This window comes from Providencia sp. Je.9.19 (genome assembly GCF_051129765.1).
Taxonomy (GTDB): Bacteria; Pseudomonadota; Gammaproteobacteria; order Enterobacterales; family Enterobacteriaceae; genus Providencia.
The window spans coordinates 686,992-712,039 of sequence record NZ_JBCPSS010000001.1; the positions used below are offsets into that span (position 1 = coordinate 686,992).

Sequence of the window (25,048 nt, forward strand, 5' to 3'; positions counted from 1 at the left end):
TATGGGAGAGTATTGTTTATAAATATGCTATTCATTGCTTCATTGGGGACAAATCGTGTCAAATAAATCATCATTAATTATGGATAATCTATTCGATTTAAAAGTATTTGTAGATGTGGTTGAAACCAGTAGTTTTACAAAGTCATCTGAAAAGTTAGAAATCTCTCGTTCCGCAGTGGGAAAATGTATTGCACGATTAGAAACACGGTTACAAGTACGCTTATTAAATCGTACAACCCGGAGTATAAGTCTAAGTGATGAAGGGCATACAGTTTATGAGTCTGCATTAAAAATATTATATGAGATTGAAAATGTTGAAAATATATTAAGCCAAGGTCAGTTGGAGCCTAGAGGGCTATTACGTATAACGGCACCTATTGTTTTGGGGCGACAATACATATTGCCTTTAATACAAATTTACCTTCAACGTTGGCCTGAAGTTCAAATTGACATGGATCTTTCTGACAATTATTGCGATCTTATTGGCGAAGGTTTTGATATTGCGATCCGAATTGGTGGTAATGATGATAATAGGTTAGTCCGAAAAATATTGGCACCTCATCGTTTTATTACCTGTGCATCCCCTGAATATATAAAAAATTACGGAATTCCAACGAATATTAATGAGTTGAAAAACCATAAAACTCTTTCATTTCGTCATCGGGGCAACTCGGTACCTTGGCAATTCAATACAGAACAAGGCTACCAACGTTACTTAACAAAAGGGCGATTATTGCTTAATGACACTGAAGCTATACTGGATGTCGCTTTAAAAGGACATGGAATATGCCAGCTAGGTGCATTTTTAGTGGGTAAATATATTTCTAGAGGTGATCTCATACCTGTGTTAAGCGAGTATTCCAAGCCAGAATATCCTATTTGTGCACTTTATCCTACGAAGCGTTATTTACCCCCTAAAGTTCGTCAATTTTTGAATTTGTTTGACGAATACTGGGGAGGTAAGGCAATTTGGGACTGATAGTTTTATTCTTAACTTTCTTTTTTTGCATACAAATAAACAGATGCACGAGAAACCCCTAAATGTTGGGCGACCGTTTCCATTGATTTTTTAACATCTAGTAAACCTTCATTACGCAGTACTTCTATCAATACTTTTCTATCTTCGGCTTTCAAGGTTCTAGGCGTTGCCGCTAAAGCGGCAGCAAATTGGTCAATGCGTAATCGAATAGCTTCGGTTCCGTTAGGTTCAATATGCTCTTTGATAGGGCTTGTGCCGACTTGAGTAAATTGAGACAACATACTTTGCATTCCTCTAAATAAAGTCATATCTAAATTTAAGCAAAGTGCTGCGATGTAATCGCCATTATCATCTTTTATCCCAATAGATGTACTTTTAACGGGACGTCCATCAGAAAATTGATTGGTATAATTAGCGATGATGTTAGGAAAATCAGAAGACTGAATTCTAGCTAATCCAAGCTCGGTGGTAGGTTCACCTACAAGCCGACCAGATAAATTGTTATGAATAGATAAAATTGAGTGCTCAGGATTTTTTAAATCATGAACAACAACTTCACAAAATGGGGCTAATGTCTCACTGAGTCCTTTAGCAATGGTATCTATTTGTGCAAGTAACGTATTTTCTTTATCATTTGGCATTAATAACCCCTTCATCTACCAGTCTTTGTATAATTTTAACCTATTTTTATATTTGCTAATAGATGAAGGAGAAACCGTTCGTTATTAACGACTACTATTTACATATTATAAGCCAGCAATAATTCGCCGCTATTGTGAGATTAGTTGTGCAAAATGTTTGATGTCAACATTACCACCGCTAACAATAATACCCACACGCTTACCCTGCAATTGTTCCTTTTGAGCGATCGCCGCAGCAAAAGAAAGGCATCCGGTAGGTTCTACTACCATTTTCATTCGCTCTGCATAAAATTTCATACATTCAATTAACTGCTCATCTGTTGCGGTAAAAATATCATCAACATTTTTTTGAATAAGGGCAAATGTATATTGGCCGATATGTTGTGTTTGCGCACCATCTGCAATGGTATTGGGTGTATTGATATGAATGATTTTTCCTGCGCGGAAGGATTGCTGAGCATCATTCCCAGCTTCCGGTTCTACGCCATAAATTTTGCAGTTAGGAGAGAGTTTCTTCGCAGCTATTGCACAACCTGATAATAACCCACCGCCCCCTAAACAAACAAATAATGCATCCAGCTCACCGACTTCCTCAATTAACTCTTTTGCTGCGGTTCCTTGTCCGGCAATAATATGAGGGTGATCAAATGGTGGAATCAGGGTATAGCCGTGTTTTTTAGCTAATGATTGGCATAATTGTTCTCTATCTTCTGTATAACGATCAAATCGAATGACTGTCGCACCATACCCCTCAGTTGCTGCAACTTTAACGTCAGGTGCATCAATTGGCATTAATATAGTCGCAGGAATATTAAGAAGTTTTGCTGCAAGTGCAACACCTTGTGCATGATTGCCAGAAGAGAATGCGATAACGCCCGCTTTTTTTTGTTCTGGGGTAAATTGTGATAACGCATTAAATGCACCGCGAAATTTAAATGCCCCCATACGCTGAAAATTTTCACATTTGAAAAATAATTCAGCCCCAAATTGTTGGTTAGCCGTTCTTGATGTCATGACGGGTGTTTTAGTTGCATATGGTTTAATGCGTTGTGCAGCGGCTTCTACATCTTGATAAGTTGGTAAAATTAAGTCTGTCATGTTTATACCCCATAAAGTATTGAATATCTAAGCTATTATTGCAGTTGCCTCTATCTCAATAGCAGATCCAAAATGTAATTCTGAAACACCCGCGACGGCTCGTGCTGGTCGGAAATTACCAATCCACTGCGCATAAATTTCATTGAATACAGGCCAATTATTCATGTCCGCAATATAAACACGGACTTGTACTAAGTGCTGTGTTGTTATTTCAGCGGCAGTTAGACAAGCCGTCAAATTTGATAATACGAGCTTTGCCTGTTCTGCAAATGAACAGTGAGCTTTTACTACACCTAGTGAGTCGACAGGTAATTGCCCAGAAATAAAAACAAAACCATTTGCGCTAACACAATGAGAATAATGGCCTCGTGGTGAAATAAGGTCAGGAGCATTCGTATATAAAATAGACTGACTCACAGATTACCTCGTCTTATTAAGTTGATTGGATTTATAGTCTATTATTAGACTATGTGTTTAGTCAAGTGTCTTTCTGTCATAAATTAAACAGTAGAAAAATAGTGCTTTGAGCAGAAATATTCTATTTTAGGTATATCAATTATCACTAAAAGCAGTGCAAATTGTGATATTAACTCTTTGAACATAAATGTTATTTTACGTGTTAGCTTGAAGTTAATAATCGATATCAGCTGATTTTTAGGATTAAATTAAAATTAATTTCAAAATTGTTAGAATAAAAAGCCACGAGTTATGGTATGGAAACTTCTGATTAAAAAACGATTAAGAATAATCAAATTGTGACGATAAATAATAAATGGTAAGAAGTTGTTATATAAATACTTTCAGGGATCTAACGTGGCTAAAATTACCTTTAACTTATTGTCTATTTTTGGCAAAAAAGAATCTAAAATCGCCGAGCAGGCTATACAAGAAACACTTTTACCTTTTTGTGTATTTGATGAAAAGTTACCTAAGGAAATATTGGAATATATTATTGAAGGCAAATCGCCTGAAATACTGGTTAAATTAAGCCAATTAGATAATGAAAAAGCAATTCAATTACTGGATAAGCCAGGGACAGTTGATTGGTGGTGGGGAAGTAATAACTTTGATACTAATCCGTATTCAAAGGTCATACGTCAAGGAATGAATGCTCGTCACAAAATGTATGCAAAAGTTGGTGCTGAAATAACAGTATCTCAGGTTGCTAGATTTGCCAAAGTACTCGCCGCTGCCTGCCAAGACTTGAATATTAAGTTATTTACTCAAGAGCTTCCATCATGGGTTATCTATCTTTTAGGTGATGCTTTTGCGAAAACATTTGATAATTCACGAGAGAGTAAATTAGAACATCGCAAATACTGGAGTTTTAATTTATTGGCAGAAATTATTGAAAAAGAAACGGATAAGCCCGCGAATAATATTCTATATGCCATTTTTGATAGACAGAACCTATCTGATTATCATTATGATAACCTTAATCGTTTATTTGTTATTCCAGGATTTAAAGAATATCTTTTAGCTGAGCAAGATTTTATCAAGCAAACGTTAATTAAAAATTTATCCGCAGCAGGACAAATTCAACTTATTAATACGTTAAAAAAGGATAAAGACCTTTATTCCGCCTTTGCGGATATATTAGTTATTTTTGCTACGAGTGCATTAAAAACAGTGCGTTCGGCCGCTGAACCTATTATGGCTATCTTACCTGAAAATTCAGTTAAAATTCATTTAACTCATGTCTTACTAGAGGGAACGCCAAAGCAGCGAACTCAAGCAGCGGATCTATTTGCGCGTATTGGTAAGTACAGAGAAACACTGGAACAGGCGCTTAAGGTCGAAACAAATAAAACGGTTATTAAAAGCATTGAAAGTGCCATTTCTCGCTTTGATGTGATGGATACTGCGAGTGAAGTTAACGAAATTGAATTATCGCCAATTATTGAATTGGCAGATACGCCACTTCCCGAAAGCGCTAGAGAATTATTAGTTAATAATTTCAATGAGATGTTATTAAAAGCAAAAGAAAATGCTGAGCGTGAGATTGAAGAGAATAAAAACCAAAAACATAATTATAATTGGTCTCAAAAACATTACAAAGAATTCCAAAAAAATAGCATAAAAGAAGTCAGTAAAATTCTTGATAAGCTAAATTTAGGTAAAGAGCCTATAACGAATGATGAACACAATATCGTTAAATATAAAGAGCGCATTACCAATCTTCCAGAATTTACGTTGTTTCATGCATTACGTCTGATTAATAATAATCGTTCTCAAGTTGAGTTTTTATCTCAATATCAAGTAAGCCAAGGGATACCTCCACGCATTATTGGGCAATTGGAGCTACGCCAATTTGAATTAGTGCTCGAATGTTGTCGTTTTAAAGATGCAAAACGTTTGATTGCAGATTTATGTTTACGTTCTTATGCGGATGGTTTATCACTATTTTCTCGTTCAGAGCAAATTTGGCCATTCTTTACCCAATACTCTGATTTTTTAGCGGAAGCATTAGGTTTAATTCCTCAGCAACAGGTTCAGCGTTCATATCAAGAATATGATGCAACTAATGCGATTAAAGTTTTAGCTATGTTACCTAAAATTTCTGCGCGATTTATACCTCGAATCATGGAACTTGCTCTTGGTGAAAATAAAACGCATCGCTTAAATGCGCAAACTTTACTTGAAACTTTACCTAATATTCATCTCAATGCAGCTGAAGGATTAGATTCAGGTAAACAAGAAATTCGTGTCACTACTATTGAGTGGCTAGCGCGTCTGAAACACCCCGATTCTTTAAAGTCACTGTATGATTTATTGAAAAAAGAGAAAAGGGAAGTTGTTCGTGCGGCACTGTTAACCGCGTTAGAACAATTTGATGAAGATATTTCAAGTTATTTGTCGCCAAAAGTCCTATTAGCTGAAGCGCAAAAAGGATTAAAGGCCAAAGCGCCAGCTAGCATGGCATGGTTTAATTTAGACAGTATTCCTACGCTGACATGGCAAAATAATAAGCCCGTTGATGGTGATATTATTCGGTGGTGGATCATTTTAGCGGTGAAATTAAAAATGCCTGCTGGGAATGGATTATTACAACGTTATATCAGTTTATTATCAGTCGAAAGCCAACGTCATTTAGGTAATTTTATTTTAAATAGTTTTATCTACCAGGATACGGCAGGTCCATCATTGGAAGAGGCAATGGCGGAAGCTGAACAAAATGCACCACAAAGACTAGCTAATTACCAAAGTAGCCTTAAACGCTGGCCTGAATATTATGCTAAATATGAAAATTTCACGCTTGAACAAACTATTAATGAAATTAAAAGTGAAGTGCTGCGTCGGTATTTAGGTTCAGCTATCAGTGATAAAGGAATGCTGGCATTAATTTGTGGTATTGAAGGACATATTGCTGTTACTGCATTGCGTAATTATATGCGAGATCACTATCAACGACGCGCGCAAATTGAAGCAATGATTGATGCTATTGCAACGAGCAATGATCCACTGATTATTCAATTATTACTGTCATTATCTCGCCGTTATCGTACGGCTTCAGTTCAAGAAAAAGCGCGAGGTTTGGTCACTCAAATTGCACAGCGTAATGGTTGGAGTGCAGATGAGCTAGCCGACCGTACTATTCCAACCGCAGGAATGGATGAAACGGGTACGCTGCTTCTTGAGTATGGCGACCGCAACTTTACGGCAAAACTTGATGCTCAGCAAAAATTGGTGCTCTTCAATCCAGAAGGGAAAGAAATTAAAGCATTGCCGGCAGCACGTAAAACTGATGATGAAGATAAAATAAAAGAATCCAAAAAACTGCTGACCTCAAGTAAAAAAGAATTAAAACAAGTCATTGAACTACAAACTGCGCGCCTTTATGAAGCAATGTGTGCGGAGCGTCTTTGGACAACATCAGACTGGCAGGAATATATTCAAACTCACCCAATAATGCGTGGTCTGATTGAAAAACTCGTTTGGATGGAAGTAAATGATGACAAAGTTATCAATGTATTTCGTCCTTCAGACGATGGTTGCTTGCTTAATATTGATGATGATGAAGTGACATTAAGTGCAAATTCTTTTATTAAATTAGCGCATGCAGCGTTAATTTCTGAAGAAGAAAGCAACGGATGGATAGCCCATTTTAAAGATTACAAAGTGAAATTTTTATTTTCACAAATGGTACATAGAATTCCTGATTTAGACCTAACGCTTAATGAAATCGAAGATCGAAAAGGCTGGATAACAGATACGTTCACCTTACGTGGTGTACTCACGAAAATGGGTTATCAACGTGGTCAAGCCGAGGATGGCGGTAGTTTTTGTCATTATTATAAGCATTTCCCAAGCTTAGATTTTTACGTCTATATTGAATTTAGTGGCAGCTATGTACCGGAAGAAAATATTCCCGCTGTTTTGTATTCATTAAGTTTTGAACAGTCTCAGCAGAGCTCTTGGAATAGACGTTATATTGAATTAAAAGATATTCCATCGATTTTATTAGCGGAAAGTTATGCAGATTATTTAAAAGTTGCTGAAGCTTGCGCCGGCTTTGACCCAGAATGGGAAAAGAAAACACCTTGGTAAGGGTTAATTTAGGGTATGGAAATGACGAATAAAAAGACAATGAGTGCGAATGTACTACGTGAAAGTGCAGAAGTCCGCTTTGCTGATGAGTTAGAGCGACTGACTCAAGCGGATACACTCAACCCAAAACCTCAAGGTTGGTTACGTTCACCTCGTGCTGTTAGGCAATTTATTTTGGGTGATGATGCTCTACAAATTACGCCGAAATTCTTTGGTGACGACGCCCTTGTTGATAGGGCTATAGTGACATTACTGGGTAAACAAGGACTGATGTTAGTCGGTGAACCAGGTACAGCAAAATCGATGTTATCGGAATTATTGGCAGCAGCAATTAGTGGTGATTCGGGTTTGACGATCCAAGGAACTGCTGGCACCACTGAAGATCATATTAAATATTCATGGAATTATGCGTTATTACTGGCGGAAGGTCCGACAGAAAAAGCATTAGTTAGCTCCGCGTTACATCAGGGAATGCTTGAGGGTAAAATTGTTCGGTTTGAAGAAATTACCCGTTGTCCACCTGAAATTCAGGATGTATTGGTCAGTTTAATGTCAGAAAAACAGATGATGATCCCTGAAATGAAAGATAACGCTCGCATTAGTGCAAGGCAGGGATTTAACCTAATTGGTACGGCAAACTTACGTGACCGTGGTGTTCATGAAATGTCATCGGCTCTTAAGCGTCGATTTAATTTTGAGACAGTTAAACCGATTCAAGACCCCGCTTTTGAAATAGAGTTGATTAATAAGCAGCTTAATGCCGAATTAGGTGAGTTAAATACGCAAGTGACTATACCGGCCAATGTGATCGAATTACTTGTCACGACGTTTCAAGAGCTTCGTTCTGGTAATACTAAAGATGGCGGTAATATCAAGACGCCTGATGCGGTGATGTCGACTGCCGAAGCGGTAAATATTGCTTATGCCTGTGCATTAGAAGCACATTACCTAGGCGATGGCACGCTGAGTGCAGGTGCCGTTGCTCGTCAACTGATTGGTGTGGTATTGAAAGATAATGCTGATGATATTAAACGAATGCGTTATTACATTGATAATGTTGCAAGAGAAAGGGCGAAACAAAGTAAAGAATGGAAAGCTTTTTTTGAAGCCTCTCGTGAATTTTGGCGATAATTTTTAAAGTAAAAAAGTCTTAAAAAATGACCCCAAATAGGGAATAACCTAAATAAGTATTCGTTTTTGAATCACGCCATCAATGAGTAGGAAATATTTCTTGCTCATTTTTTAGATTAGGGAATATTACGGTGAGTTTGCCATCCATATTTTTACCTGAACGTCTTAAAAGTGCACTTGAACAGTGGCAAGCACTTAGTTCTCATCAGCTTTATTTTGCACCTATTCGCCATCATAGCCCTGCATGTTCTTATAGTGTGTTATCCCTAATTGAACAAGTTAAACCCGATTATGTTTTAATCGAAGGACCCGACAGTTTTAATTCGCTCATTTCTGGCTTATTGAATGAAGAAACTAAACCACCGGTTGCGATTATGGCACAAACAGAAATTAAAAATGAGCAAGATGATAGCAATAAAAGTGACCCTGTCACACGATCGGCTTATTTTCCGTTTTGTGAGTATTCACCGGAATGGCAAGCGTTACGGGTAGGTCATCAACATCATGCTAAATTAAGGTTTATTGATTTACCTTGGACCGAACAAGTCAATGTAGATGAAAGTACAGAAAATCAAAGTTTACAAAAAGAACGCTACTTAGCTCATAGTCTGTTTATTACACAACTTGCTAAGAAATGTGGTTGCCGTGATCATGATGAACTTTGGGAACACTTATTTGAATTACGTACAATTGAATCTTTAACTCATTGGCAATCATTTTTTCACGATAGTTTTATTTGGTGTGCATTAGCGCGTCTAGATTATGAGCCTGAAGTCCTTGAATCTGAAGGCTCTACGCAGCGCGAAATACACATGCAATCGCACATTCAAGCAATCAAAACACAAGAGCCTAATGCAAAAATTGTGATTGTTACGGGTGGTTTTCATACCTTAGCCTTAATCGAAGGGCTAGCGAATAAGTTGACTGAGAATTTTGAATTATCATCAATCGAACAGAAAAAATTTTCTCAAAAACAGCAATTAGGTGAAAAAGATAAAGCTTGGCTTATTCGTTATAGTTATGACCGGCTAGATGCTTTAAATGGCTATGCTTCTGGGATGCCATCACCGGCATTTTATCAATGTGTTTGGGAAAGCTTGCTACAGCAACGAGCCGATCAACTTAATAATAAAATTATTCCAACTCTTAATTATCGTAACCAATTAGGTATTCATTATTTATCTAAAGTTGCAGAAATATTAAGAGTCAAACAATTTGATGCTGCTCCTGGCTTTTTATCAGTCAAATTAGCGGCTGAACAAAGTTTTCGTTTAGCCATTTTTCGGGGACATACTGGGCCGGGACGTTATGATTTGCTCGACGGATTACAAAGTGCCTTTATTAAAGGCAGCTTAGATGAAAGCCAAAATGAATTGTGGCATGAAATACAAACCTGTTTTTCTGGATTTATCTTGGGGCAGATCCCCAAAGGAACCATAGCGCCGCCGTTAGTTGCTGAAACCTATGAAATAGCAAAAGCCTTTCGTTTTAAACTTGAGGATACCTTAAGTAAAGTTAGCCGGTTAGATGTATACCGTAATCGCCAGCACCGTATGCGTAGCCGCTTTTTACATTTGCTCGCTTTTTTGGATATTCATTTCGCTAAACATATCACTGGACCTAATTTTCTTTCTGGTAACCAAATGGATTTGTTGTTTGAGGAATGGCGGTATGCATGGACACCTAATGTAGAAGGCGAGTTAATAGCTTTATCTGAAAAAGGCACCCAGCTTAAAGCGATTGCTCTGAATCGATTACTTGAGATGGAAAAAAATCTTGAAGAGCAAGGTATAAGCCGCTCAAGCCAGAATGTTGTGGTTTTATTAATGCAAGCGGCCTTAATGGGATTGCATCAACGAATTCCAACATTATTTATGCTTCTTGACCGTTATATTCAGCAAGATGCTAAATTTGAGTCACTGATTACTTGTGGTCATAAATTAGTACACTTATGGCGAGGTCGTAGTTTCTTTGATATTGATGAAGATCTTGTTATAGAACAACGATTAGATAAGGTTCTTAAACAAAGTTTTTATTGTTTTGACCAATTATCACAAGGGGATGAACAACAGCAAGAGTCGTATTTTAATGCGCTGCTTTCATGCCGAGAGCTAGTTACTTTCATGCCTGAAATTAACCCTAAAAGTGATTATTCCTCTGATTTTTATCATCAGTTAGCACGCTTAGATGGAAAGCTAAATCATGCACCATTACTCAAAGGTGCCGTTGATGCATTACGATTTTTAGGTGGGAAAATTGATGATTCAGTGCTCACAACATCAATTCAACGTACTTTTAGCGCCGGTAGCGATCCCGAAATTGCGATTGGTTACTTTATTGGCGTTATGCGTGCTGCGCCTGAATTAGTTATACGTATACCTTTGTTGGTGGAATTATTAAACCAATTATTGAGCGAATGGGACGATGAACGGTTTATTCAAGTTTTGCCTGATTTACGATTTGCATTTAGCCAATTAACACCAAAACAAAATGCGCAGATGGCACAATGTATTGCGCAAAATTTATCAATTAAAACACAAGATTTAACGCTTCATCAAACTGAGTTCAGTGAAAAAAATATGCTACATGCTATTCAACTAGAAAAAAAAATACAGCAACAGTTGGTTGAGCAAGGTTTACGAGGTTGGTTTGATAATGCAATGGAGGGCAAATCATCATGAGTCAAAAAAAGACTGAGAACGAAGCGTTAACGGAAGAACAAATTCAATTAGCTAAGCGTTGGCGTCTAATTTTAGGACAATATGCAGACAATGCGTTAGGGCAAGCGACACTCAATGCGAATGAACTAAAAATTGAACGCTCACTTGATTTTTTATATCGACGTGAATATCAACGACGTGGATTACGCCAGGAAAGTGGACGTCATGGCTCATTAGATGCATCTCAATTAACGGCTGTAAATTGGTTAAATCAAGCGCGAAAATTGTTTCCTAATAATACTTTTGAGCGAATGCAATCACAGGCTTTAGAGCGTTATGAAATCAGTAGCCTATTAAAAGATCCTCAAGCACTCAATGCGATGGAACCCACTAAAGCGCTAGCTAAATCGTTACTAAGCTTACGGGGAAAGATGAGCGAAGAAACTCGCGATGCAGTTAAAAATATTATTCGAAAAGTTGTCGATGATATTTTAAGCCAGATGAAAAATCAGTTTAGGCAGGCATTAACGGGTCGTCGCAATCGTTTTAGTCGTTCATTTATTCCTAATAGTCGAAATTTTGATTGGCGAGCAACTATTGCTGCTAATTTAAAAAACTATGATCAACAAAACCAACGTTTAGTAATTAAAACACCTCATTTTAATTCAAGACAGCAGCAACATTTACCCTGGGATGTCATTCTGTGTGTTGACCAAAGTGGTTCGATGGTAAGTTCAATTATGTATGCGGCTGTTTGTGCCAGTATTTTAGCTGCATTGCCAACGGTGAGAGTTTCACTCGTCATTTTCGATACTCAGGTTGTTGATTTAAGTCATTTAGCGAATGATCCTGTTGAAGTTTTAATGACAGTGCAACTTGGGGGCGGTACGGATATCGCTAAAGCCATGCAATATTGTGAAAGCTTGATCCGTAATCCAAAACGAACCGTTATTTCTTTGATTAGTGATTTTGAAGAAGGAGGGGCATTGAATAACTTGCTCAATTGCACCCAGCGACTTCATAGCCAACAAGTCAAGCTACTTGGGCTTGCTGCTCTCGATGACGAGGCATTGCCCGTTTACGATACTGAAATTGCACAAAAACTCGCAGATAGAGGAATGCATGTAGCAGCGTTGACACCAGAACACTTTGCTCAATGGCTTGCGGAGGTGATGCAATGAGTTGGAAAACAGTTTATTTCCATTATGACGACGATGCACTCGCAGTATTTGCTAACGTTGGGTTACTTCGACGTGCTCGCAAAGACATTGAAAATGGGAAGGTAGTGCCTATCGATTTAACTAATGGCAGCTTTAATAGCGATGGCCAGCAAGTTAAATTGGATGAACAGGGAGTGCAACAGGCGACTTGTGATTGTATTGCTTCTGGTTGCTGCAAACATATATTAGCGGCAATACTTTGGTTGCAAGCTAATATAAGCGACGATATATCTGCCTTAAATAAACCCCTTCAAGATAATCACGCACAAATACCGGCAGAGCCAGTACCTTTACTACCTGAACTGCTAGCGTTAGAAACGGAATATTTAATTAAGCAAACTACCAAAGCAGATTGTCGATTAGCCATTCGGTTATTACAAGCTTGGGACAACATTGAATTACGTACTGATGACCAATGTACGCAATTTAAGATTTTCTTACCTGATTACGAAGAGCCGATTATCTATCTTCGCGGTAATGGTTTTCAAGGAATGTTGTCATCATTACCAGAAAGGCAAAAAAAAGCGCTACATTTGGCCGCTATGGCTAAGTTGTTTACTCAACAAAACCAGCAATGGTTGTGGCCAGATGATTTGGTTGTTGCAACAGAGACTAAGCAAACATTAAATAATGATGATAAAGCGGTTATTGAATCAATACAGATCTTTATTCAAAATATGCTGCGTCAAGGCTTATCCCATATTAGTCAAAGTAGTGCAGCTCAATTACAGTTATTAAATATGTCCGCTCGCGCGGAAGGATTGCCTAGACTAGGGAATTATTTAAAACGATTAAGTAGCCAAGTTAAGTTATTAGCGAATAAACATTTTACGATGGATGAAGGGCAAGTATTGCGTCTGATTGCACGAATCTCGGCCTATTTATATCAATTACTTCATGCAAACGAAGACCAACTTATTTTATTGCGCGGGCGAGTTAGGCAGCAATATGAAGGTAAAAATACAACGCTAAATTTAATGCCTATTGACGCTCAATGGTGGCAAACTCAAAGTGGAGCAATTGGGGCAACTTTCAGTTTTTGGGATACCAAAGATAAGAAAGTTATTCAAACTACTCAAGCAAGGGCCAATAGACTGGATGCTAATTTTAATCGTACCAATGTTTGGCAAACGTTAGCTATCTGGAAACAAACTGCTGATAATCTTATGCGAAATTCATTTGAATTACATGAGCCTAGGTTATCAGATGAAGGCAAACTGGCAGCCAGTGGAGAGAGTTACGCACTTAATCATTCAAATAAGTTTATTGCAATAGCCGATTACCAACAGCTTCAAACGGAATATGGCTTTAGCGAGTGGCCTAACGCCGTCGAATATCTCTCTAACTTACAAGAGGATAATATCTATGAACCTGTATTACTTCATATTGATAGTTATGAGCAACTCTATTGGAATGAAACTGAGCAATGTATTTTATGGGCAATATCAGATAAGAATCACAATACCGCCTTTTTGCGTTTAAATTGGCAAGGTAATGAAAGCAATAAAATTGAAGAATTGCGTTTTATTACTAAACAAAAACTTCCTATAGCTGCGATAGCAGTACAAATTATTTATCATCAACAAGAAATCCAGTTAGTACCAAAAACTTTATGGTTTAAAAAAGAAAAAGGGATCGAGTTATTTTATTTAGACTTTGAGTTTATTCCTCGAAAAAAGAAGCCCTCGAATTTTATTAATCATATTTTAGAGTATATGGCGAAAAAACAACACACGAGCGCTAATTTTATCCCTGTTCCAACCTTAACTCAGCAACTGACAAGGCCTATTTTTTCAGTGATTGAAACTCAAGCTTGTACGGGCAGACAGCAATTATCGCAAAGTCAAAAAAATGAATTAATTTATGTTGTAGGAACACTACGAGAGCTTGGTATGGAGTGGTTTGCCAAACAAGTTGAGTTTTTTGCTAACTCTTTGGATCAAGAGTCAGAAGCGCTTTTGAAGTTAGTCTACTTATGTGAACAATTTGAGCGTTCGCAAATGCCACTACCATTTGATATACATTGATGATTTTTATAAGTGGATGACGTTAATATGTGTCATCCACAAATTCTAAGATTCAAATGACGCTAAAAATAAGCGTAAAATTTGGTCGAGAGATTGTTGTTGCGCTTCAGGAAGACTGGAAATAAGACGTGTTTGATTTTGTGTGTGAGCCTCTATCGCCTTATTAATTAAGGTTAACCCTTCAGGCGTTAAAGTAACTAAAAAACCTCTCCCATCTTCAGGGTTCACATATCGTTTAACATATCCGACTTTTTCTAACTGATCGATACGATTTGTCATCGTTCCAGATGTAACCATTAACGTGGTGAGCATATCGCTTGGGCTTAAGGTAAAAGGGGAGCCGGCTCGACGCAAAGTAGCAAGCACATCAAAACTTGAACGATTAAGACCAAATTGCGCAAATACTTTTTCCATTTCGCGAGCTAAGTGGTGCGCTACATTCCCTAAACGACCAATGAGCCCCATAGCACTAGTATCGAGGTCTGGACGCTCGCGTTCCCACTGTTGAGTGATTTTATCTATTCTATCCATAGACAAATAATAGTTTGAATTTATCTTGACGTCAAGGTAAGTTAAAACTATCTTGATATCAAGATAAATTAGTGGGTGTTTTATATGAACGATATTAAAAATAGATATGTAATTTTATTATTAACTGCATTGGCTCCTATCGTTTGGGGAAGCACCTATTTGGTGACAACCGAAATGTTACCGAAGGGAATGCCTTTAATGCTGGCTGTATTACGTGCATTGCCAGCCGGATTATTATTACTATTATTTATACGAAAGTTACCACAAGGCATTTGGTGGGGACGTGTAGTGATGCTTGGGATTTTAAATTTCTCACTTTTTTGGTGGTTATTATTTATTGCAGCTTATCGCTTGCCTGGTGGGGTTGCGGCTACAGTAGGGGCAATTCAACCATTAATTGTATTGTTCCTTAGTCGATGGTTATTAAATAGTCAGTTGTCTTTTTTATCTATATTAGCTTCTTTTAGTGGAATTATTGGAGTGGCTATTTTATTACTGACACCTAATGCAATGCTTGATATGACTGGAATAATTGCTGGGTTTTTAGGCGCATTTTCGATGGCTGCTGGAACTGTGCTGAGTCGTCGCTGGCAGCCGCCAGTTAATGCTATAACATTTACTTCTTGGCAACTAACTGCTGGTGGATTGGTATTGTTACCTTTTGCATTATATTTTGAACCTGCATTACCACCGTTAACATTGATTAATTTTATAGGTTTAAGTTATTTAACTATTATTGGTGGAGCTTTGACTTATGCTCTTTGGTTTAGAGGTCTAGCTATATTAGGACCAAGCTCAGTTGCTTCGTTGGGGTTTTTAAGTCCAGTCAGTGCTGTATTATTGGGATGGATAGTATTAGATCAGCAATTAAGTATGTTGCAATTCATCGGAATGCTGGTGATATTAGCCAGTGTATGGGTAAGCCAGCAATCAGAGAGAAAGCGAGCTTTAAATCAATATAAAGAATCGATATAACTGCATTGATAACTATCATATTTATCTCAATGTCTTATTAATAGAAATAAGGCATTATATAATTATGTATTTACGCAGTTTTTCAAGTGGATGATAATTATGTCGTTGTTTCTGAAGTTTCATATTTTAATGCCTATTTTATTTGCTTCGTTATGTTATGGATATGAACCTGAGCAAGGCGATATTATTTTCCAAACGTCAAAATCAACACAGAGTTTAGCTATCCAAAAAGCAACAAATTCACCATACAGCCATATGGGAATTATATTATTTAATAACGGTAAACCTTATGTTTACGAAGCATCGAATGTGGTTAAATTTACTTCATTGCAGATGTGGATTAACCAAGGTGTCGCCAATAAGTATGTTGTTAAAAGAGTAAAGGGTAGACTAAGTGATTCGCAAAAAGATAAATTATATCAACAGGCTATGTTATATAAATCTAAACCTTATGATTTAGCTTTTTCTTGGTCTAATGATAAAATGTATTGTTCTGAATTGGTCTGGAAAATTTACTACCATGGTATTGATGTAAAAGTTGGTAAGCTAGAGAAACTGAAAGATTTTGATTTAAGTTCAAAAGCAGTTAAAGCTAAGCTTGCGGAACGTTATGGATCGAAAATACCTTATAATGAGACCGTAATTTCACCTCAAGCGATGTTTGAATCACCATTATTGGTATTGGTAGATGAAAAATAGCCATAAAAGTAAGAAGATATATTTTTACATTATACCTGAATGGTCTATTTATTGAAAAATCATTGATCAAAAATCACCTTAATACTGCGAAATTGAAATCATGCTATTTTCTGACGAAGAGAACAATATTGTAATTGCTGAAGATGCTTATTTGTTAAAAGGATTTCTTTTAGGACAAGGGGAACCGTTATTATTAGCATTAAGCAATGTTATCTTGCAGGCTCCACTTCGTCATATGGTGACGCCTGGTGGTTATAACATGTCAGTTGCAATGACTAATTGCGGGGACTGGGGATGGGTGACAGACGAAACCGGTTATCGTTATTCTTTACGTGACCCTGTCACAAATGATCCATGGCCCGTTATGCCTGAAATATTTAAAAAACTGGCTATCGATGCAGCAAAAAGCGTGGGATTCAATCACTTTGAACCAGACGCATGTCTCATCAATCAATACAGTGTAGGTTCTAAATTATCTCTACACCAAGATAAAGACGAAGTTGATTTTTCACACCCCATTGTGTCTTTTTCGTTCGGATTACCTGCAATGTTTGATTTTGGTGGTATAAAGAGAGAAATGCCGAAAATAGCTATCTTACTCGAACATGGTGATGTATTAGTCTGGGGTGGCCGCTCGCGCTTAAATTTTCATGGAGTACGAAGTATAAAAGCAGGCGAGCATCCTTTATTAGGACCTTTTCGTTTTAATATAACCTTTCGATGTTCTCATTAGGTCACTGCTTAAGCTTAATTATATGATTAGCTATAATAAGTTAACTATATAATTTTTATATCATTCATAATTTAAAATAGTATTGAATAATTAATTAGATACGCATATAACTATGACATCTTTGAATGAGAAACCAACAAAGCAACGATAGGTAGATTCCATGTATAGTTTTTTAAATGATTATAACGAAATAGCACATCCTGCAGTAATGAAAGAGTTGAATAGCTTGGTTGGGCAGCGTTATGAAGGTTATGGCACAGATAAACTTTGCGCGAGTGTTGCGAAACAAATCAAAGAACGAATTGGAAGAGCAGACGCAGATATTCATTTTTTTAATGGCGGAACGATCACCAATTTAACGGTGATTTCACATGTACTAAGGCCTCATCAAGCTGCGATTTCTGTGGATTCAGGACATATCTCAACTCATGAAACGGGGGCTATTGAAGCGACGGGCCATAAAGTCATTACTGTACAGTCTGAGTCAGGAAAACTTACCCCACAACATATTCAAAAAGTGTTGACTGAGAATGGGGATGAACATACGGTTCAAGCTAAATTAGTCTATATTAGTAATTCAACAGAGATTGGTACGGTTTATCGTAAAAGTGAAATAGTTGCTTTACGTGAAATTTGTGATGCTAATGGTTTATTCCTATTTATGGATGGCGCTCGTTTAGCATCCGGTTTGATGTCCAAATATAGTGACTTAACTATTGAGGATATTGCACAACTTACTGATATTTTTTATATCGGTGGAACTAAAATAGGTGCTTTTACTGGTGAAGTTTTAGTTATTGCTAATAGTGCGTTGAAATCTGATTTTCGCTTTAGCCTTAAACAAAAGGGCGGTTTACAGGCAAAAGGCTGGTTGCTTGCTGCACAATTCAAAGCTTTATTTGAAGATGATTTATACTTTAAATTAGGTCAACATGTGAATGATATGGCTTCACAGATTGCTATTTTCTTTAAAGATAATGGATTTGAATTTTTAGCACCAACAGAATCAAATCAAGTATTTGTGATCTTACCTAATGAATTAGCAAAAAAATTATTATCAAAATACGCATTAAATAAAATATGTGAACCAGAACCAGGTAAAACTTGTGTTCGTTTTTGTACGTCATGGTCAACTCGCCAACAAGATGTAGACGATTTTATTTCTTCATTTAAGTTATTGCGCTAATGATACTAAGAGTGAGCTTAGTATCGATTTGAGTTCACTCTCTTTTAAATTTGTCTTTCACATCAATCTATAGGTTTAGCGATTAATAGTCCGCTTAGTAAGATATTCACAGTTTCAATACTTTGGTTAAGTCTACGATCACTATTTCCCTCAGCTATCCAGCAAGCTGCCTCTGACAATCCCCCATTAATGAGTAACGATAGCGCTCGAGGATTAACGTCAGCAATGTATTTTTGGTCAATAAGTTGGGTAATAATTTTTTCGACTTGTTCAATACAACGAAGATTAGATTTTGCCAGTGTTTCACCAAGTACGGCTTTGGCATCACGTAATACAATTCTTTGATATTCAGGCTCTAATGCCATTTCCAGATAGGCGTAACAGCGTTGACAAAAACTTGCCCATATATCAAGTGAACCATGGGTAATCGCATATAATCTATCATTCATTTCAGTATCAATTTGTTCCACAACCGCAGCTAATAAGCCTTTTTTATCGCCAAAATGATGATAAAGAGCGCCTCTAGTTAGATCAGCACTTGCGGTTAAGTCATCCATTGAGGTTTCTGCGTAACCAAAACGGCAGAAATAATCACGTGCGGTTGATAATAGAACAGCTCGTGTTTCTTCCATTTGTGTTTGAGTTCTTCTGGCCATGAAACCTCTTACATACGTTACGTATAATTGTTTACATTCATCTCGTATCAATATATCATTTTTATACATACATTGCGTATATAAAATTTAGTATTAACTATGGAGATATTAATGATAAGCCGCTACCAAGAAATTTTTCGGGCACCGGGAAGTAACCACTTTGTTATTGCTGGCTTTTTAGCGCGCTTAGCATTACCTATGATGGGAATTGGCATTATTACAATGTTATCTCAATTAAGAGGAAGCTATACATTAGCAGGAGCAGTAGCTGCAACTTTTGTCTTAACTTATGCCTTATTATCTCCAGCAATATCTCGTTTAGTGGATAGGCATGGACAATTTTATATATTACCTCGAGTCACTATTATTAGCGCTGTAGGTATCAGTATTATATTAATGGCAACATGGTTTGAATTATCAAACTTATGGTTATTTATAGGTGCCTTTGGGGCAGGTTTTATGCCAAGCATGTCAGCAATGGTGAGGGCAAGATGGACTGCTATTTATAAAGGTCAGCCTATTTTACAAACAGCCTATTCGTTAGAAACCGTTTTTGATGATGTGACATTTATTACAGGGCCGCCTTTATCTGTTGGTATAACAGTCGCGTTATTTCCTCAAGCAGGGTTACTTGTTGCTATGGTTTTACTTATCATTGGGGTAGGGCTTTTGGTATTTCAACGTAGTACTGAACCCAGTATCTTAAAATATGTTGGCGTGGAGTCAGATAATAAGTCGATTTTACGGATAACCGGCTTACAACTATTGATTGGGCTAATGATCTCTCTAGGCATTATTGTTGGGTCAGTGGATATTCTCAGTGTTACATTAGCGGAACAGCAAAATCAACCCGCTGCAGCTAGCCTCGTATTATCTGCTTATGCAGTCGGCTCTTGCTTTATGGGACTTATTTTTGGTGCGCTCACGTTATCGACGCCATTGCCTCGCTTATTATTTATAAGCGGATTATTAACGCTATTATCTATCGTCCCGTTACTATGGGTTGATAGTATTATCTCTTTATCCATCGTTGTTTTTATTTCAGGATTATTTTTTGCACCAACCATGATTATTGCGATGTCATTAGTCGAAAATATTATACCCGCAAATAGATTAACTGAGGGTATGACCTGGTTACTTGCTGGTTTAAATATTGGTGTTGCGATAGGTGCAGTTTTATCAGGGAAAGTGGTTGATACTTTTGCCATAGACTACGGTTATTATGTTGCTATTGGAGGAGGAGTATTGGTATTAGTTGCCTCTACGTTTAGTTATTTTCAATTAACTTGCCATTATCATTCTGTGTCTAATCTAGGTGAATAAGATTTAAATTGAATTTAAAAGACATCAGTACAGCTAAAGTGCAGTTAATTGCCTCATTAGCTAAGTCAAAAATGTTAATATACCGCCATATTAATTTAGTGAATGAGGTAACCAGATGCACTCCCCAGTATTTAGACACGCAACATTAAACGATGCTGAGCATTGTTATGCGATTGAAGTCGGATCTTATGAAGGTGACGAAGCGGCAACGCTTGAAAAAATAACGACACGTATTCACCAGTATCCTGAAGGTTTCCTGTGTATGGAAATAGATAATGAAGTTATTGGCTTTATTAACGCAGGCTGCGCATGGGATGTGGTGATGTCTGATGAAGAGTTTAAAGAACTTATTGGTCATGACCCCAAAGCACCTAATGTAGTTATTATGTCGGTGGTCATTCATCCTAAATACCAAGGAAAAGGGTATTCATCATTGTTAATGAAAGAATTTATTTCATTGATGCAAAAAGATGATAAACAAACGATTCATCTCATGTGCAAAGAACAACATGTCGACCTTTATAAACATTTTGGCTATGAATATGTCAGACCTTCAGCCTCTGACCACGGCGGCATGGTATGGCATGAAATGGTAATGAAGTTTTAATTATTAGTTCAACAGTCTTTCAGGAAAAAGTACATTAGTTCGGGCTTTCTAATTAAATTCGTCGTGTACTTTTGCTGCTTTTACGATTTCTCGTATATCTTTATTCTTTCTTCGTCTGCAAACTGTTTATTAATAACTAAGTCGTTTTTGAGAATTAACTCTATTGAGAACTAACTATGCCTTGGACTTTCTCCCATCCTGCGATTGTTTTCCCATTAAAGCACTCTAGGTGGGGACAGTTTTTGAATTTACCCGCTCTGATTTTAGGTAGTTTAAGTCCAGATTTACTCTATTCGTTCGGGTTATATCGTTTTGCGAGTACAGCTCACCATGTCGTTGGTTGGTTTTATACTGCATTTCCATTGTGTATTTTTATATATGTTATGGTTTATTTACTTATTGAGCCGTTAAAGCAAATCATTCCGTTTCCTATGCAAAAGAATAAGTTATGGAATAGACGCTATTTTTTTATCTTAATTCTATCTTTATTTCTCGGAGCTATGACTCACATTATTTGGGATTCTTTTACCCATGAATCTGGCGCTGTTGTGAGAAATTTTTCACTATTGCAATTTAATTTTATTCATATGAGCGATAAACAAGAGATTGCGATTTATAAGCTACTTCAGCATATGGGGTCACTGCTAGGATTGATTTATCTTTGTTTTAAATATTATCAGTATCATAAAACGCAGCCAAATGTCACCCAGAAAGAAAACGCTATCAAACTTAAAAACTTATCCTATATTGCCGTAATTTCGGGGGGATTAGCGCTACCAGTGGCTTATCATTTGACACCAAAGGTAACAAGTTTCCATTTTAATCGATTTGTTTATCTTGAACTGACTTTAACCGTACCTTTTTTCTTCGGGTTAGTCGTGATATTGGCACTTTTAAAACATAATCAATTACTCGGTCGTTACCATTAGGAAAATTACCTAAAAAAATATTCTAAGACTAAGGTAACTGCAAACTGTCAATGCACAATCATGTTATCATAACGGTAGATAGCATTAATAAATATGGAATAATAAAATGTTGATATGGGTAGATGCGGATGCATGTCCTAAAGTAATTAAAGAAGTTTTATATCGCGCCGCAGACAGAGAAAAAGTGCAAATTACTTTGGTAGCAAACCAGAGGCTCACGGTTCCACCTTCACCGTTTATTCGAACATTACAAGTTCCAGCAGGTTTTGATGTTGCAGACAATGAAATTGTTCTACGCGCTCAAGCAGGGGATTTAATTATCACCGCAGATATTCCGCTTGCTGCTGAAGTCATGGAAAAAGGGGCTATAGCACTTAATCCGCGAGGAGAACGTTATAGCGAAGCCACAATTAAAGAGCGACTCACTATCCGTGATTTTATGGATACGATGCGAGCAAGTGGTGTTCAGACGGGCGGCCCTGCAACGTTAAATCAACGCGATCGTCAGCAATTTGCCAACGAGTTAGATAAATGGTTATTGCATAGAAAAAAAACATTAAAAGCTTAGTGTTACTAGGTTCCAAAAAATTTTAATTTTGTGCAGTAAATGTGTATTTGCAAATAGAGTTACAGATAATTTCATGCTTATAATGGTCTTCAAATAAATTTGATGAAGAAAAAAATCATGGATCCAATACACAGTATTATCGTGACTCTTTTTTTATTTATTCTCACTTTTTTTAACCCAGGCGCTAATTTATTTATTGTTGTACAAACAACATTAAGCTCAGGTAAAAAGGCTGGTCTAACATGTGGTTACGGCGTTGTATTAGGCAATGCTATATACTCTGGTCTCGGATTGTTTGGCTTAGTCACTTTAATGTCAGAGTTTGGCTATTTATTTTCTTTAATTAAAATTTTAGGCGGTTTATACCTTCTTTATTATGCCATTAGTGTGTTTAAAAATAGGACGCAACTTAATTTATCTACACAAAATTCGTTAGAATCTTTTCCCGTAGTCACGTATTTTCGTCGAGGGCTCATTTCTGACCTTTCGAACCCTCAAACTATTTTGTTTTTTATTAGTATCTTCTCAACCACCATTACCCCAACGACACCACTTTGGACCAAAATTATTATTTGGTTAGGGATTGTTATTGCTTCTTTAGTGTGGCGTATTATTTTATGTCAGACTTTTTCACTGTCATCAGTTAGACGAACATATTCTCGTATTCATAAGGTAGTCGGAAAAATTGTTGGCTTCATTCTCGGTGGGTTAGCAACGCGATTAATTTACCAAGGGATATCTGAGTTAGTTTTCAGAAAATAGATTTTAATATTAAGTAGTTTGACGTTTAAGTTCTATCTGTTTGAGTATACTTATCTCGATGTCTAGTTCACTACTTTAATAGGGATAAATAGCGGTAATATCCATTTTTTTTTGCTGTGTTGTGATGTGAAAATTCTGATAGTACCAATCGTAGTCGCTATAATGGTTCATAGAAATGGCCCATTAGTAGGGGAGGTGATATTTTAATTATGCCATCCTAGGTTTAAATAGAACGCACTGATAATGCTATTTATTTTCTTATTAAACCTAAATGAAGAAAGCACTTCACTATCAACTGATAAAGAAGTGCTTTAGCGGTATCGAATATAAGATTTTTATATTAAAACAGCACCTTTAATTCTGGTTTTAACGTTCTTCAAGCGGATAGCTGCGGAAACTCCATAAACCTAAAGCTTTCAGACCATCGCGGTAAATTCCTTGAATATCTTTTTGGCTAACCTTTTGTAATTCAGCCAGTGGTTTATCTAAAGCAACAATGCCATAGAATTGAATATCACGTGGACCAGTTTCCCAGCTCGCTAAAGTAAAAATAGCATCCGCTCGGCGAATATGGCTGCCAGAGCTAATAAGTACCGTATTTTTTATGCGGTGCTTAGCCAAAGCATATCGACTATAAAGTGCATTTTCTACTGTTGTGCGAGCATAGTTATCTTGATAAATACGTTTTCCATCGATACCATTTTTTAATAGCCAATCCGCCATAAGTTTTCCTTCAGTTTTATTATTCTGAGGCACACCACCCGTGACTAATATAATTGAATCAGGGAGTTCTTTAGCGATTTGTAACGTTTTTTCTAATCGTTTTAATAAAATGTCATGCATGCTTCCGTCTGGATTAAGCGCATACCCTAATGTCACAATAGCTGTGTTATCACCGCTTTCACGTAGTTGTTTTTGCAATTCAGGAGAAAGATTATCGGTAATTGGCATTGTAGTAACGCGATCGATAACTTTATAAAACTCATCTAACTCCAACGCTTTATTTGGATTTAATTCATTTAATTTTTTTAGATAACTTTCACTATCTTGAGTTTTACCGGCAAATCGGGACCAAGCTGATAGATAAATTAGCGCATCAATATCATCAGGAGCAACGTCAAGAATATCACGGTAAATAGTCAGTGCTTTTTCAACATCATTATTGTAGATATATGCACTTGCAGCACTGAAGAGTAGATCTACGCGATAAGGTTCAAGCTTATGAGCTTGTAACAGTTTTTGTGCCACAATTTCAAGATTAGATGGTAGCTTTCCGGTAAAACCAGCATCAGAAACTCGTGATGGATTTTTGAATGCTTGTAGTGCTTCATTTACCAGTAAATCAACTGTTTGGCGCTGAGTAACATAATCCGTATAATTTGCTTGCGGTGCAATAACTGTGGGTGCTGCGATACCTTGAAATGAAAGTGCTAGGCCAACAGCAAGTGCTGCGATTGTTTTCACCTGAAAGCGATTCGTAAAAGGTTTATACATGGTTATTTTCCTTTTAAAATTAAGTTTATTTTTATATGTGCTTGCAAAACAATATGATACTAACAAAGGTTTTATTGAATTAGGAAAGTAACAGTGAGAAATCAAATACAGATCTCATTAATTCTTATCGAAAAATAAGATAGGATACTTCGATAAAGGAAAGTACCTACTGAAATCATAGGTAAACGCAGTTTACCCTTACAATTTCATTGTAAGGGTTTTGATAAAGAATTCTTTGAATGATAGGTTAACTAGTAAGAAAATAAGTCATGACGTTTGAA

At 36.8% G+C, this 25,048-nt stretch carries 21 protein-coding genes; 15 read left to right on the forward strand and 6 right to left on the reverse strand.

Translation table 11 applies throughout. From position 1 onward, the window contains the following. Nucleotides 1-55 precede the first annotated feature (55 nt). A complete protein-coding gene (locus AAZR93_RS03270; RefSeq protein WP_434718968.1) occupies nt 56-979 on the forward strand; it encodes a LysR family transcriptional regulator in 924 nt (307 codons plus the stop codon). A gap of 11 nt (nt 980-990) precedes the next feature. Here the strand turns inward: AAZR93_RS03270 and AAZR93_RS03275 are convergent, their stop codons facing one another. The 3 genes from AAZR93_RS03275 to AAZR93_RS03285 form a co-directional block, all read right to left on the reverse strand. Beyond that, nucleotides 991-1,620, reverse strand: coding sequence for a helix-turn-helix transcriptional regulator (locus AAZR93_RS03275; RefSeq protein ID WP_294103791.1), 630 nt, complete (start codon nt 1,618-1,620; stop codon nt 991-993). Nucleotides 1,621-1,749: 129 nt separating this feature from the next. Then, nucleotides 1,750-2,718: a threo-3-hydroxy-L-aspartate ammonia-lyase gene (locus tag AAZR93_RS03280; RefSeq protein ID WP_434718969.1), complete on the reverse strand. Its 969-nt coding sequence runs from the start codon at nt 2,716-2,718 to the stop codon at nt 1,750-1,752. 27 nt (nt 2,719-2,745) lie between these two features. Then, on the reverse strand, nt 2,746-3,135 hold the full coding sequence (locus AAZR93_RS03285) for a RidA family protein (RefSeq protein ID WP_294103795.1): 390 nt from the start codon (nt 3,133-3,135) through the stop codon (nt 2,746-2,748). A 396-nt stretch (nt 3,136-3,531) separates the two neighbouring features. Here AAZR93_RS03285 and AAZR93_RS03290 point away from each other — a divergent pair, with 396 nt between their 5' ends. The 5 genes from AAZR93_RS03290 to AAZR93_RS03310 all read left to right on the forward strand — a co-directional run bounded on the left by AAZR93_RS03290 (nt 3,532) and on the right by AAZR93_RS03310 (nt 14,304). Next, entirely contained in the window at nt 3,532-7,266 is a 3,735-nt protein-coding gene (locus AAZR93_RS03290; protein WP_434718970.1) for a DUF4132 domain-containing protein, read from the forward strand. A 21-nt stretch (nt 7,267-7,287) separates the two neighbouring features. Continuing rightward, the gene (locus AAZR93_RS03295; protein ID WP_434718971.1) at nt 7,288-8,397 is read left to right on the forward strand and encodes an AAA family ATPase; all 1,110 of its coding nucleotides are present in this window, start codon (nt 7,288-7,290) and stop codon (nt 8,395-8,397) included. 131 nt (nt 8,398-8,528) lie between these two features. Beyond that, nucleotides 8,529-11,078 carry a DUF5682 family protein gene (locus tag AAZR93_RS03300; protein ID WP_434718972.1) on the forward strand — a complete coding sequence of 850 codons (2,550 nt, stop codon included), beginning with the start codon at nt 8,529-8,531 and terminating at the stop codon, nt 11,076-11,078. Then, nucleotides 11,075-12,238 (forward strand): VWA domain-containing protein, encoded by a 1,164-nt coding sequence (locus AAZR93_RS03305; RefSeq protein WP_434718973.1) that lies wholly within the window; start codon nt 11,075-11,077, stop codon nt 12,236-12,238. The genes AAZR93_RS03300 and AAZR93_RS03305 overlap by 4 nt, the downstream gene beginning before the upstream one ends. Next, on the forward strand, nt 12,235-14,304 hold the full coding sequence (locus tag AAZR93_RS03310) for an SWIM zinc finger family protein (RefSeq protein WP_434718974.1): 2,070 nt from the start codon (nt 12,235-12,237) through the stop codon (nt 14,302-14,304). Before AAZR93_RS03305 ends, AAZR93_RS03310 begins: the two co-directional genes overlap by 4 nt. Before the next feature lie 45 nt (nt 14,305-14,349). Here AAZR93_RS03310 and AAZR93_RS03315 read toward each other — a convergent pair whose 3' ends face one another. After that, nucleotides 14,350-14,835, reverse strand: coding sequence for a MarR family winged helix-turn-helix transcriptional regulator (locus tag AAZR93_RS03315; protein ID WP_294103803.1), 486 nt, complete (start codon nt 14,833-14,835; stop codon nt 14,350-14,352). A gap of 84 nt (nt 14,836-14,919) precedes the next feature. Between AAZR93_RS03315 and AAZR93_RS03320 the strand changes: the two genes are divergently transcribed. The 4 genes from AAZR93_RS03320 to AAZR93_RS03335 all read left to right on the forward strand — a co-directional run bounded on the left by AAZR93_RS03320 (nt 14,920) and on the right by AAZR93_RS03335 (nt 18,428). Next, entirely contained in the window at nt 14,920-15,810 is an 891-nt protein-coding gene (locus AAZR93_RS03320) for an EamA family transporter (RefSeq protein ID WP_434718975.1), read from the forward strand. A 111-nt stretch (nt 15,811-15,921) separates the two neighbouring features. Beyond that, a complete protein-coding gene (locus AAZR93_RS03325) occupies nt 15,922-16,509 on the forward strand; it encodes a YiiX family permuted papain-like enzyme (RefSeq protein WP_434719628.1) in 588 nt (195 codons plus the stop codon). A gap of 100 nt (nt 16,510-16,609) precedes the next feature. Next, nucleotides 16,610-17,242, forward strand: coding sequence for a DNA oxidative demethylase AlkB (gene alkB, locus AAZR93_RS03330; RefSeq protein ID WP_434718976.1), 633 nt, complete (start codon nt 16,610-16,612; stop codon nt 17,240-17,242). 160 nt (nt 17,243-17,402) lie between these two features. After that, the gene (locus AAZR93_RS03335; RefSeq protein ID WP_434718977.1) at nt 17,403-18,428 is read left to right on the forward strand and encodes a threonine aldolase family protein; all 1,026 of its coding nucleotides are present in this window, start codon (nt 17,403-17,405) and stop codon (nt 18,426-18,428) included. Nucleotides 18,429-18,490: 62 nt separating this feature from the next. Here the strand turns inward: AAZR93_RS03335 and AAZR93_RS03340 are convergent, their stop codons facing one another. Next, nucleotides 18,491-19,084, reverse strand: coding sequence for a TetR/AcrR family transcriptional regulator (locus AAZR93_RS03340; RefSeq protein WP_434718978.1), 594 nt, complete (start codon nt 19,082-19,084; stop codon nt 18,491-18,493). Nucleotides 19,085-19,195: 111 nt separating this feature from the next. On the opposite strand from AAZR93_RS03340, the gene AAZR93_RS03345 reads away from it, so the two are divergent. From AAZR93_RS03345 to AAZR93_RS03365, 5 genes are all read left to right on the forward strand, one after another. After that, nucleotides 19,196-20,407, forward strand: coding sequence for an MFS transporter (locus tag AAZR93_RS03345; protein ID WP_434718979.1), 1,212 nt, complete (start codon nt 19,196-19,198; stop codon nt 20,405-20,407). Nucleotides 20,408-20,522: 115 nt separating this feature from the next. Further along, complete coding sequence (locus AAZR93_RS03350; protein ID WP_434718980.1) at nt 20,523-21,014, forward strand: GNAT family N-acetyltransferase; 492 nt, start codon at nt 20,523-20,525, stop codon at nt 21,012-21,014. Nucleotides 21,015-21,190: 176 nt separating this feature from the next. After that, entirely contained in the window at nt 21,191-21,943 is a 753-nt protein-coding gene (locus AAZR93_RS03355; RefSeq protein ID WP_434718981.1) for a DUF4184 family protein, read from the forward strand. Between the two features lie 106 nt (nt 21,944-22,049). Beyond that, nucleotides 22,050-22,511, forward strand: coding sequence for a YaiI/YqxD family protein (locus tag AAZR93_RS03360; protein ID WP_294103823.1), 462 nt, complete (start codon nt 22,050-22,052; stop codon nt 22,509-22,511). Nucleotides 22,512-22,628: 117 nt separating this feature from the next. After that, a complete protein-coding gene (locus AAZR93_RS03365; protein ID WP_294103825.1) occupies nt 22,629-23,273 on the forward strand; it encodes a LysE family transporter in 645 nt (214 codons plus the stop codon). Nucleotides 23,274-23,639: 366 nt separating this feature from the next. Here AAZR93_RS03365 and AAZR93_RS03370 read toward each other — a convergent pair whose 3' ends face one another. Then, complete coding sequence (locus AAZR93_RS03370) at nt 23,640-24,767, reverse strand: ElyC/SanA/YdcF family protein (RefSeq protein ID WP_434718982.1); 1,128 nt, start codon at nt 24,765-24,767, stop codon at nt 23,640-23,642. Between the last annotated feature and the right edge of the window lie 281 nt (nt 24,768-25,048).